This is a genomic window from uncultured Aurantimicrobium sp., from assembly GCF_936931525.1.
Lineage (GTDB): Bacteria > Actinomycetota > Actinomycetes > Actinomycetales > Microbacteriaceae > Aurantimicrobium.
In genome coordinates, this window is sequence record NZ_CAKZII010000132.1 from 21,754 (window position 1) to 33,144 (window position 11,391).

At 55.0% G+C, this 11,391-nt stretch carries 10 protein-coding genes and 1 tRNA gene; all 11 read left to right on the forward strand.

Annotation, left to right across the window (positions count from 1 at the left end):
* The first annotated feature begins 22 nt into the window (after nt 1-22).
* The 11 genes from Q0362_RS06260 to Q0362_RS06310 all read left to right on the forward strand — a co-directional run bounded on the left by Q0362_RS06260 (nt 23) and on the right by Q0362_RS06310 (nt 11,387).
* Complete coding sequence (locus Q0362_RS06260) at nt 23-1,621, forward strand: ABC-F family ATP-binding cassette domain-containing protein (RefSeq protein ID WP_298121366.1); 1,599 nt, start codon at nt 23-25, stop codon at nt 1,619-1,621.
* A gap of 25 nt (nt 1,622-1,646) precedes the next feature.
* Nucleotides 1,647-2,354 (forward strand): trimeric intracellular cation channel family protein, encoded by a 708-nt coding sequence (locus tag Q0362_RS06265; protein WP_298121369.1) that lies wholly within the window; start codon nt 1,647-1,649, stop codon nt 2,352-2,354.
* The gene (gene recO, locus Q0362_RS06270; RefSeq protein WP_298121372.1) at nt 2,354-3,076 is read left to right on the forward strand and encodes a DNA repair protein RecO; all 723 of its coding nucleotides are present in this window, start codon (nt 2,354-2,356) and stop codon (nt 3,074-3,076) included. Before Q0362_RS06265 ends, recO begins: the two co-directional genes overlap by 1 nt.
* Nucleotides 3,073-3,873 carry an isoprenyl transferase gene (locus Q0362_RS06275; protein WP_298121375.1) on the forward strand — a complete coding sequence of 267 codons (801 nt, stop codon included), beginning with the start codon at nt 3,073-3,075 and terminating at the stop codon, nt 3,871-3,873. The genes recO and Q0362_RS06275 overlap by 4 nt, the downstream gene beginning before the upstream one ends.
* Before the next feature lie 36 nt (nt 3,874-3,909).
* A complete protein-coding gene (locus tag Q0362_RS06280; protein ID WP_298121378.1) occupies nt 3,910-5,094 on the forward strand; it encodes a hypothetical protein in 1,185 nt (394 codons plus the stop codon).
* On the forward strand, nt 5,091-5,735 hold the full coding sequence (locus tag Q0362_RS06285; protein ID WP_298121381.1) for a DsbA family protein: 645 nt from the start codon (nt 5,091-5,093) through the stop codon (nt 5,733-5,735). The genes Q0362_RS06280 and Q0362_RS06285 overlap by 4 nt, the downstream gene beginning before the upstream one ends.
* A 66-nt stretch (nt 5,736-5,801) precedes the next feature.
* Entirely contained in the window at nt 5,802-6,980 is a 1,179-nt protein-coding gene (dusB, locus tag Q0362_RS06290) for a tRNA dihydrouridine synthase DusB (protein WP_298121384.1), read from the forward strand.
* Nucleotides 6,980-8,287, forward strand: coding sequence for a deoxyguanosinetriphosphate triphosphohydrolase (locus tag Q0362_RS06295; RefSeq protein WP_298121387.1), 1,308 nt, complete (start codon nt 6,980-6,982; stop codon nt 8,285-8,287). Before dusB ends, Q0362_RS06295 begins: the two co-directional genes overlap by 1 nt.
* Entirely contained in the window at nt 8,287-10,203 is a 1,917-nt protein-coding gene (dnaG, locus tag Q0362_RS06300; RefSeq protein ID WP_298121390.1) for a DNA primase, read from the forward strand. Before Q0362_RS06295 ends, dnaG begins: the two co-directional genes overlap by 1 nt.
* 3 nt (nt 10,204-10,206) lie before the next feature.
* On the forward strand, nt 10,207-11,247 hold the full coding sequence (locus tag Q0362_RS06305; RefSeq protein ID WP_298121393.1) for a D-isomer specific 2-hydroxyacid dehydrogenase family protein: 1,041 nt from the start codon (nt 10,207-10,209) through the stop codon (nt 11,245-11,247).
* 67 nt (nt 11,248-11,314) lie between these two features.
* Nucleotides 11,315-11,387: transfer RNA gene (locus Q0362_RS06310), tRNA-Asn, on the forward strand.
* Nucleotides 11,388-11,391 lie beyond the last annotated feature (4 nt).

The window sequence follows — 11,391 nt, forward strand, 5'->3', positions numbered from 1 at the left end:
ACCAAAGAATCGGGAAAAGCCTGTGCTCAACGTCCAAGACCTTGAGCTGCGCGTAGGCGCCCGAGTGCTCATGTCGGAAGTTTCCTTCCGCGTTTCCAACGGAGACAAGATTGGGTTGGTCGGCCGTAACGGTGCCGGCAAGACCACGTTGACAAAGACACTCGCAGGCGATCTACAACCAGCTGGTGGCCTCATTGAGGTCGGCGGAGAGATTGGTTATCTCCCGCAGGATCCTCGCTCCGGTGACCCTGAAGAGCTTGCCCGCACCCGTATTCTCAACGCTCGTGGCCTGGGTTCGCTCGTGCAGGGCATGTCTGAGAGCAGCATGCTCATGGGCGATGCTGACGAAAAAGTTGCTGCTGAAGCAATGCGCAAGTATGGCGAGCTCGCAGACCGATTCGATGCACTCGGTGGCTATGCTGCTGAGGCAGAAGCTGCCTCGATTGCTTCGAACCTTCAGTTACCTGATCGCATCCTCGATCAGCCACTCAAGACTCTTTCTGGTGGACAGCGACGCCGTATTGAATTGGCTCGTATTTTGTTCTCCGGAGCGGAAACAATGCTCCTCGATGAGCCCACCAACCACTTGGATGCCGACTCAGTTGTCTGGCTGCGTGAATTCCTCAAGGGCTACCAGGGCGGACTGATCATCATCAGTCACGATGTCGAACTCGTCGGCGAAACAGTGAACCGAGTGTTCTATCTCGATGCCAACCGCCAGGTCATTGACGTCTACAACATGAACTGGAAGAACTACCAGAAGCAGCGTGAGCAGGACGAACAACGCCGTAAGCGTGAACGTGCCAACGCGGAGCAGAAGGCCTCCACGCTCCAGACTCAGGCCGCCAAGATGGGTGCCCGTGCATCCGGTGCTGTGGCAGCAAAGCAGATGGCTCGTCGTGCTGAGACTCTTCTTGCTGGACTAGATGAAGTTCGCATGAGCGACAAGGTGGCGAAGCTGCGCTTCCCAGATCCTGCCCCCTGTGGCAAGACGCCACTGATGGCGACAGACCTTTCTCGTTCATATGGATCCCTCGAGATCTTTACCGCAGTTGATTTGGCTATTGACCGTGGTTCAAAGGTTGTCATTCTGGGATTCAACGGTGCGGGCAAGACAACCTTGCTGCGTATTCTCGCCGGCGTAGACAAGCCCGACACCGGTGAGGTGATCGAAGGTCACGGCCTCAAGGTTGGCTACTACGCCCAGGAGCACGAAACTCTGCGTGTGCAGGACTCGGTCTTACAGAACATGGTTTCTGCTGCAGCCCACATGACAGAAACAGAGTGCCGCAAGGTGCTGGGTTCCTTCCTGTTCTCTGGTGATGACGTTCTCAAGCCTGCGGGGGTTCTCTCTGGTGGGGAGAAGACACGATTGGCATTAGCAATGCTTGTGGTCTCCAGTGCGAACGTATTGCTCCTGGATGAGCCCACAAACAACTTGGACCCTGTTTCTCGTGAAGAAATCTTGGGTGCACTGGCGAGCTACAAAGGCTCCGTTGTTTTGGTCTCGCACGACCCAGGTGCTGTTGAAGCGCTCAACCCTGAGCGTGTGCTGATTCTTCCCGACGGTATTGAAGACCACTGGAACAAGGAATACGCCGACCTCATTGAGCTTGCCTAGAGCCTCACAGGCGTAGCCTGTACTCATGCTGATTGCAGAGCCGTTGGATGTGCCCGGATGGGTCAATGCCGTCGCTATTGGCGTCGGTAGTCTCCAGGGGGCGATCTACGCTTCTGGTTTCCGAGATCGCAAGCTTGACCTTTTCGGCATTGCTGTCATTGGCATAGCTACCGGTCTGGGTGGTGGATTCCTTCGAGACATTTTGCTCAACCGCTTGCCCATTGCACTGACTGAGAATTGGTACATCCTGGTTGCAGTTGGAGCTGCCCTGTTAGGTATGTTCCTGGCACGAGTAATCCGACGCATTGACTGGATGATTACGGCACTAGATGCGTTAGCACTTGGTTTGTTTGGCGCCCTGGGTACGACAGCTGCCCTGGTTTCAGGTTTGCCTTTTGTTCCGGCTCTGTTCGTGGGTGTGATTACAGCTGTGGGTGGCGGTTTCATTCGAGACCTCTTGTTGAACATGCCTATCTCTGTGATGCATGTGGGCTCGCTCTATGCAGTTGCGGCAGCTGCTGGTTCTATTGCTTTATTGCTCTGCAACGAGGCAAACATTGGCTTGGAAATCAGCGTTCCGCTCAGTGTCGCAGTGACCACCATTCTTCGCCTGTTGGCGGTCCGCTTCGGTTGGTCGCTGCCTGAACAACGGATGTTGAAGTCCTTACGTAATCCAAAGTTGGTTCGCCCCGCAGATCTCACTGGCCCAATCGACGTTCAACGAGACCTGTAATGCCCACCTACCGCGACGAGGGAGTGGTGCTGCGCACGCACAAACTCGGTGAAGCAGATCGCATTGTCACGCTTCTGACCAAAGGCCATGGCAAGGTTCGTGCCGTTGCCAAGGGTGTGCGCAGAACATCGTCCAAGTTCGGTGCTCGCTTAGAGCCCTTCATGGTCGCAGATATTCAGTTCTATGAAGGCCGTAGCTTGGACACCATTCAGCAGGCAGAAACGATTGCTTCCTATGGCGCTGACATCGTGGATGACTATCCACGATTTACTGCAGCAAGCGTGATGGTGGAAACCGCTGACAAAGTCACAGAGCTGGAAGGCTCCCCGCAGCAGTACCTGCTGCTGGTGGGAGCCTTACGCTCCCTCTCTCGGCAGGAGCACCCCACCGAACTCACTTTGGATTCTTATCTTCTGCGTGCGTTGAGCTTGGCAGGGTGGGCACCGACCTTCGATAGCTGTGCGCGCTGTGGTGAGATGGGTCCGCACGAGAGCTTTGTTGTTCAACTCGGTGGCATGGTCTGTGTGAAGTGTGCACCACCCGGTGCTCCGCACATCGTTCCTGAAGTTGTTGAGTTGTTAGATGCGCTCGTTCGTGGCGAGTGGGATGCGGCTGAGGCTCATACCCAGCAGAATTGGAGCAAGGCATCTGCCTTGGTCTCTGCCTATACACAGTGGCATTTGGAACGAACCCTTCGATCTTTGGAGCATGTAGCGAAATGAGTAAGCCCTACACGCACAAAGACGCGGTCGAATACAAGCCCATTGACTGGACGGGTGTCTATCCACCCGCTTTTGATGGTGCTGTTCCCAACCACGTGGCCATCGTGATGGATGGCAATGGACGCTGGGCGAACCAGCGCGGTCTCACCCGAGTGGAAGGCCACAAAGCCGGTGAAGCAGCTCTGCTTGATGTTGTGGCCGGTGCAATCCAGGCTGGCGTGAAACACCTCAGTGTCTATGCCTTCAGCACCGAGAACTGGAAGCGCTCACCTGATGAAGTGCGCTTCTTGATGGGCTTCAACCGTGATGTCCTTCACCGTCGCCGCGATCAGCTCAATGAGTGGGATGTTCGCGTGCGCTGGGCAGGCCGCAAGCCTAAGCTCTGGGCTTCCGTGATTGACGAACTTCAATACGCCGAAGAGCTCACGAAGAAAAACAAGACTCTGACTTTAACCATGTGCGTCAACTATGGCGGCCGAACCGAGATCGCGGACGCGGTCCGCAAAATTGCAGACGATGTTGCCTCAGGAAAGATCAACCCCAGCAAGGTGACTGAGAAGTATTTAGCAAAGAATCTTTACATTCCAGATATGCCCGATGTGGATCTCTTTGTTCGTTCCAGCGGAGAACAGCGCACATCGAACTTCCTGCTTTGGCAATCTGCATATGCCGAAATGGTGTTCTTGAACCAGCTCTGGCCCTCTTTCTCGCGCACAGACCTGTGGGAGAGCATTGAGCAATACATTGGTCGCGATCGCCGATTCGGTGGGGCTATTGATAAGCCCAACGCGAAATAGCCTGCGCAGAGTTCTTTCTCCGCCTAAAGTCGTGGCATGAGCAGACCTATCCGAGTGGTCTTCCTCGTCTTCTATTTCGAAGCCTGGGATGCGCTTGATGCTGTCTATCGAGGAATGCTGGCAGACCCTCGCTTTGAACCACTGGTGGTTTCTCTGCCGCGCAAGCTCACCGGCTATGACAAGTTCCGAGATGAGAAGAAAGTCAGTGCTTTCCTCGACTCTCAGGGCATCGCGCATGAGCGATTTTCATTCAAGAAGAGCAAAGATGGCCTTGCCCGGCTCAAAGAGCTTGCCCCTGACTATGTGTTCTTGAACTATCCCTGGCAGCGCAACTACAAGAAGAACTACCAGATTGAAAAACTGGTCGAGTTCACCAAAGTTTGCTACGTTCCCTACTTCTCCACTTCTCTCGTGCAGGAGCCGGGGGAGTCGGGTGTTGCTCCGCATCAATACACTCAGCCCACTCACCAGCTAGCTCACATGGTGTTCTTGCAAGATGCTGACACCAAAGCTGCCTTTGATGCCAGCGGTCGTGGTGATCACGCATTCTTGACCGGAACTCCCAAGATTGACGCATTGATGGAAGCCAAAGGCACTGTGCCAACAATTTGGCCCATCGTGAGAGAACATACAGGTGGCAAGGTTCCTTTCAAGCTGATTTGGGCCCCACATCACAGCTATGCCGATCGCTGGTTGAATTTCGGTCACTTCAACCAGCAACGAGAGCCCATGCTCGCCTTTGCCGAGCACCACCCTGAGATGGACATTGTCTTTCGACCCCACCCGTTTTTGTTTGGCACAATGACTGACCGTGAAGTGATGACACAAGAAGAGGTCGATAACTGGCGTTCTCGCTGGGATGCTCTTCCCAACACGTTCACCGATCTTGGCGCCCCGTTGACAGCCCTGTTGCTTGCTTCAGATGCGCTGGTGACCGACGGAGTCTCATTCCTCGCGGAATACCCACTTGTGACAGGGAAGCCCGCCATCTTCTGGGAAAAGAGCGTGCACTGGGACTTCTCTCCTTTGGGGACCATCGCAGCAGCTTCTACCGTTACTGTTCACACGATGGCTGAGGTTGAACAGGCCATCTCCCAAGCAGAGTCAGGAACTCTTCCTGATCGCAGCAAGGAAATTGCTGCACTCGTGAAGGCCGTTCGGCCTCAGCCAGCCTCTGCTGCCCAGACCATCATCGAACTCGTTGCAAAGGATTATTCATGACCAATCCCATCAAGGTCGATATCTGGTCTGACGTGCAGTGCCCCTGGTGCTACATCGGCAAGCGCAAGTTTGAGAAGGGCGCTGAACTGTATGGTCGTCCTGTTGAGATTGAGTACCACTCGTTTGAACTTGCTCCCGATACTCCCGTCGACTTCGAAGGCGATCCTGTTCAGTACCTGAGTGAACGTAAAGGTATTCCTGTTGAGCAGGTGCACCAGATGTTAGAGCGCGTTACTGGCATCGCCGAGAGCGTGGGTCTGCATTACAACTACGACCAAGTGCACCAGACCAACACCATCAAGGCGCATGAACTTCTGCACTATGCCAAGGCTCATGGCAAGCAACTCGAGATGAAAGAACGCCTCCTCAAGGCCTACTTCATCGACGGCGAGCATGTGGGCAAGAGCGAAAACCTTGCCAAGCTAGCTGCCGAAATTGGCCTTGATGAGGCCGATGTGTTGCGCTCGTTGAACGAGGAAGAGTTCCTCGCTGCAGTGAAGGCAGATATGGCCCAGGCTCAGGCTTATGGCATCAACGGTGTTCCGTTCTATGTCATTGACGGCAAATACGGCATTTCTGGTGCACAGGATTCGGCAACGTTCGCAGCTGCCCTCACAGAAGCTGCAGAAAACAGGGACTAACTCTCCACTTTCCGCTACAGTCCCAGCACACAACGTGGGATACTGGAGTCACAGGAGCGAATGACGATGACGAGTGTGAAGACAGGTGCCCGGGCGGGCAATTTGAACATTGGGCCTATTCAGGCCGAAGTTCCTGTCGTACTCGCACCCATGGCTGGTATTACCAACATGGCTTACCGTCGCCTCTGCCGTGAGCAAGGTTCCGGAATCTTTGTCTCCGAGATGATTACCTCTCGGGCACTCGTTGAGCGCACACCAGGCTCAATGCACTTGATCCAGACCCACCCGAGTGAAGAAATCCGCTCCATTCAGCTTTATGGTGTTGCCCCCAAAACAGTGCGTGAAGCAGTGACCATGTTGGTGGCAGAAGACCGTGCAGACCACATTGACTTGAACTTTGGTTGCCCCGTGCCCAAGGTCACCCGCAAGGGTGGCGGCTCAGCTCTGCCATGGAAGAAAGACCTCTTCCGCGAGATTGTCGAAGAAGCAGTCAAGGCCGCAGGGGATATTCCTTTGACCATCAAGATGCGTAAAGGCATCGACGCAGACCACCTCACTTTTATTGAGGCGGGGAAAGCTGCTGAGGGCGCTGGAGTGTCTGCAATTGCTCTGCATGGTCGAACTGCCGCTGAGTTTTACTCAGGCCACGCTGATTGGAACGCCATCGGTGAGCTTAAGCAAGCCATCACCAGTGTTCCTGTTCTGGGTAATGGCGACATCTGGTCTGCTGAAGACGCGATTCGGATGATGGATCAGACCGACTGCGACGGTGTTGTGGTTGGACGCGGATGCCTCGGGCGCCCGTGGCTATTCGCTGAATTGGACGCCGCGTTCCGCGAGCGTGCTGGTTTGCAAGAACCTGGAAACAGGGTCGAGCCCACGCTGGGTTACGTTGCTGCCACGCTGCGCCGTCACCTTGAGCTGTTGATTGAATTCTTTGACACAGAAGAGCACGCCTGCCGCGATATTCGCAAGCACATGGCGTGGTATTTCAAGGGTTATCCCGTTGGGGGAGACGTGCGCTCTCAACTGGCTCAGGTGACCAGCTTGCAGCACTTGGATGACCTCCTTGGACAGCTCGACTGGACTGTTCCCTACCCAGGTGCAGATGCAGAGGGTCAGCGTGGTCGTCAGGGCACGCCTAAGCGACCTTCTCTGCCAGATCAGTGGTTGGCTTCACAGTCACTCAGCGACGCCGAGAAGGCTGTTGTTGCCCACGCTGAAATCGATGCGAGTGGTGGCTAATGTCTGATCACATTCACGAAACCGCTTCTATCCCTGTAATCACTCCGGGATACTCCGAGTTTGATGCTGAGCGCATGCTCGAAGAGACTCACTCCTCACGTCGTTCAGACTTTGCTCGTGACCGTGCTCGATTGCTTCACTCCAGTGCTCTGCGTCGCCTTTCGGCAAAGACACAGGTGCTCAGTCCCACAGCAGGTCTCGACTTTGCTCGCAACCGTCTGACCCACTCACTTGAGGTTGCTCAAGTTGGTCGTGAGATAGCTGGACGTTTACGTCTGGATCCAGATGTCGTAGACACGGCAAGCCTGGCCCACGACATTGGGCACCCTCCCTTTGGGCACAACGGGGAGAAGGCGTTGAACGCCTGGTGTGCAGACATTGGCGGCTTTGAAGGAAATGCACAGACCTTGCGTCTCCTCACCCGCCTCGAGCCCAAAGTTTTTGGGACCAACGGTCGCAGCTTTGGCTTGAACCTCACCCGGGCCAGCTTGGACGCCAGCACGAAGTACCCCTGGCCCGAACAGCAGGCCGTGATTGATCCCACAGGTCGAGCCAAGTTCGGTTTCTATGCCGATGACTTCGATGTCTTCGAATGGATGCGCCAGGGCGCACCTGATCGCCAGCGCTGCATCGAAGCGCAGGTCATGGACTTGAGCGATGACATCGCCTACTCCGTGCATGACTTTGAAGATGCCATCTTCAACGGCTACGTAGATGCCGGTGAGCTTGGTGCTCGAGTGAACCACGATGAACTAGTGGACTCCATGTTTGAGTGGATTGGTGGGGAATTCACACACGATGAGCTCATTGCTGCTTTCGACCGCCTCGACAACCTCGATGTCTGGGTTGACACCTGGGATGGTTCGCGAATCGCGCAAGCCAAGCTCAAGAACTTGACCAGCCAGCTGATTGGTCGATTCGCGCATGCAGCGGTGCATGCCACGCGTGAAGCACATCCGCAGCAGAACTTGGTTCGCTTTGGCGGCAACGTGATTGTTCCAGCAGAGGTTCGTGCTGAGATTGCTGTTCTCAAGGGAATCGTTGCAGCTTTCGTGATGACTACAAATTCACGTCAGCCGGTCTATACCCAACAGCGTGAAGTTCTCACTGACCTGTGTAACACGCTGTTTGCACAGGGGACTGAAGTCTTGGACCGACACTTTGCAGACGACTGGAACCGAACCACGGATGAAGCTGTTCGTCGTCGCATCGTTATTGACCAGGTCGCCAGCTTGACCGACCAGTCTGCCTTCGCCTGGCATGACCGTCTCTGTGGCGGAAACAACTCTGCGCAGGTGATTTCCTAGTGGCAGGTCGTATTCGTCAAGCAGACGTGGAAGAGCTCAAGCAGCGCGTCAACATCGCCGATGTCATCGGCGACTACGTCACTCTCAAGAGCGCTGGTGTGGGCTCTATGAAGGGGCTGTGCCCTTTCCATGATGAGCGCTCACCGAGCTTCCACGTTCGTCCCACCGTGGGCTACTTTCACTGCTTTGGTTGTGGAGAGTCAGGTGACGTTTATACCTTCATTCAGAAAATGGACCACCTCAGCTTCACGGAGTCCATTGAGCGTCTCGCTCAGCGCATCAACTTTGAGCTTCACTACGAAGAAGGCTCAGGCAAGCCCAATGAGTCAGGAAACCGTTCTCGCATCCTGGCTGCCAATACAGCTGCCGCTGAATTCTTCGTGGCGCAGCTGGCTACGCCTGGTGCTGCAGAAGGCCGTAAGTTCCTAGGGGAGCGTGGCTTTGACAAGGCAGCGGCAGAACATTTCGGCATTGGGTACGCACCCAAGGCGTGGAATGAACTTCGTGACCACCTCAAGGCCAAGGGTTTCACCGAAGAAGAACAGCTGCAAGCAGGTTTGCTCTCTCAGGGAGACAAGGGCGTTTATGACCGCTTCCGCGGTCGCGTGATTTGGCCTATTCGTGATGTGACCGGGCAGACCATTGGTTTTGGTGCCCGCAAGCTTTATGACGATGATCAGGGTCCTAAGTACCTCAACACTCCAGAAACCCCGGTCTATCACAAGCAGCAAGTGCTCTACGGACTGGATCTTGCAAAGCGTGACGTCTCGAAATCCCGCCGCGTCGTTGTGGTCGAGGGCTATACCGATGTGATGGCTGCCCACCTCTCTGGGGTGACCACAGCTGTAGCAACATGTGGAACGAGCTTTGGCGTGGAGCACATCAAACTCATTCGCCGCATCATGGGAGATGACTCAGGTCTCGGTGAAGTCATCTTCACCTTCGACCCAGATGCAGCGGGCCAGAAGGCCGCCATGCGAGCCTTCGCCGAAGAGCAGCGTTTCGCTGCGCAGACCTTTGTCGCCGTCGCCCCTGAAGGATTAGACCCCTGCGACTTGCGACTGCAGCGAGGCGAACAGGCTGTTCGTGATCTCATGGATGCCAAGGTGCCCATGTTTGAATTCGTGATTCGTCAGATGTTAAAGAATTACAACCTGGACACTGTCGAGGGACGAGTGGCCGCACTCCGTGAAGCAGCTCCTGTTGTGGCCGATATTCGTGACTCTGCGCTTCGCCCCGGATACACGAGAGAACTTGCCCGCCTTACCGGTGTGGATGTTTCTGAAGCTCAGGTGGCTGTTTCCAACGCTGTGAAGGCCTCTCGTTCAAAGGGGATGCAAACGACTGCTGAAGGTGCGCGTCAGGGCTACGCTGGCCCTGCCACGGAGCGTCCAGTTAGCTCTCCCGCCAACGCCTCTGCAGATACTCCTGCAGAACCTGAAGGCCCCCGTGTTTTTGAATTGAAGAATGATCCTTCAACTCGTCTCGAACGAGATGCTCTGATGGCATTGATTCAATACCCCGAGCTCATCGGCCTTGAGCTAGCTGCTGATGCGGTGCAGTCCGCAATCATGGACGCCAACCTAGCAACCGTTCGCGACGCCATTGGTGCCAATGTGAATGAACTAGGTGGAGAGACGTGGCTGGATCGCATTCAAAACGATCTCCCGCAGGATTTCAAGCCTCTTGTAACCCAGCTTGCTGTTGCACCTTTGCCACAGAAGAACGCTGAACAAACACAGATTTATTGCCGGGGCGTCGTGATTTCTTTGATTGAACGTGACCTCGTACGCCGCAAGTCCGAACTAGTTGGTCGTCTCCAGCGCACCAGCGTAGATCAGGGCGAAGTGAGCCGTGAGATCCAGCGTGAACTTCTGGAGCTTGAGACAAAACGTCGTTCACTGCGCGAGGATTAGTCCATGAAAATCCGTCAGAAAGACTGCGTGTGTGAAGTGCCACAACACAGCGCTGTTCTCGGGGACGAGGCTACTTCCGCCGCTGCCCCTCGCGTCGACGCAGGACCAATTGCGGTGATGCCAGAACAAGACGATAACTCAGCTGTTGGTGGCGCATTCTTTCGTGAGGCGGTGACCGCGGCAGGCGGTGATCTTCAGAATCTTGGTCCGGATACACGTGGCTTGATCTGGCTTTCCTATAAGAAATCGGCAGAACTTGGAGAAGTCCTCGCAGCGAATCCTCAACTCACCTGGGTTCAGTTGCCCTGGGCAGGCGTGGATGCATATGCGCAAGTGTTAGCTGAAGCAGCACGACCTGGCCTTGTTTTCACTAGTGCAAAGGGTTGTTATGCCCAGCCTGTGGCTGAACATGCTTTCGGCATGATTCTTGCGTTGCTGCGGCTTTTCCCACGTCGAATTCGAGCAACGAGCTGGGATGCCGAACCCAAAGGTATTTCTCTCTTCCACAAAAACGTCGTGATTATTGGAGCTGGCGGCATTGCCCGCGAGCTCATTCGACTTCTCGAACCTTTCAACACAAACATCACGGTGGTTCGCCGCTCTGCTGGCCAGGTTCCGGGAGCTTCCAGTACCGTGACAACGGATCGGCTCCATAAAGTGCTGCCCTCTGCAGATGTTGTGGTTATTGCGGCGGCATTGACGGGGGAGACAAAACACCTCATCGGCTCTGAAGAGCTCGCCATGATGAAGAACACAGCTGTGTTAGTCAATATTGCCCGCGGACCACTGGTGGATCCGGATGCACTCGTTACGGCATTGAATTCAGAACTCATCTATGGTGCTGCGATGGATGTGACAGAACCTGAGCCTCTGCCTGATGGGCATCCACTCTGGAGCGCAACAAATGTTCTCATCACGCCTCACATGGCAGATACTCCTGAGATGACAGCTCCTTTGCTGGCAGAGCGCATCTCACGCAACGTCGCAGCCTTCGTTGCAGGGGAACAATTCATTGGGGTTGTCGACACAGAAGCTGGCTACTAGATACTGAACTTGGTGTGCGGTTTTTGCACTCTCTCATTTGGGGTAATATAAAAACGCCGAAAAGCAATCCCCGATAGCTCAATTGGCAGAGCAACGCACTGTTAATGCGTAGGTTCATGGTTCGAGTCCATGTCGGGGAGCGAA

Coding starts and splice junctions, on each gene's coding strand:
- Q0362_RS06265 (WP_298121369.1), top strand. CDS start 1,647: ATGCTGATTGCAGAGCCGTTGGATGTGCCCGGATGGGTCAATGCCGTC.
- recO (WP_298121372.1), top strand. CDS start 2,354: ATGCCCACCTACCGCGACGAGGGAGTGGTGCTGCGCACGCACAAACTC.
- Q0362_RS06275 (WP_298121375.1), top strand. CDS start 3,073: ATGAGTAAGCCCTACACGCACAAAGACGCGGTCGAATACAAGCCCATT.
- Q0362_RS06280 (WP_298121378.1), top strand. CDS start 3,910: ATGAGCAGACCTATCCGAGTGGTCTTCCTCGTCTTCTATTTCGAAGCC.
- Q0362_RS06285 (WP_298121381.1), top strand. CDS start 5,091: ATGACCAATCCCATCAAGGTCGATATCTGGTCTGACGTGCAGTGCCCC.
- dusB (WP_298121384.1), top strand. CDS start 5,802: ATGACGAGTGTGAAGACAGGTGCCCGGGCGGGCAATTTGAACATTGGG.
- Q0362_RS06295 (WP_298121387.1), top strand. CDS start 6,980: ATGTCTGATCACATTCACGAAACCGCTTCTATCCCTGTAATCACTCCG.
- Q0362_RS06305 (WP_298121393.1), top strand. CDS start 10,207: ATGAAAATCCGTCAGAAAGACTGCGTGTGTGAAGTGCCACAACACAGC.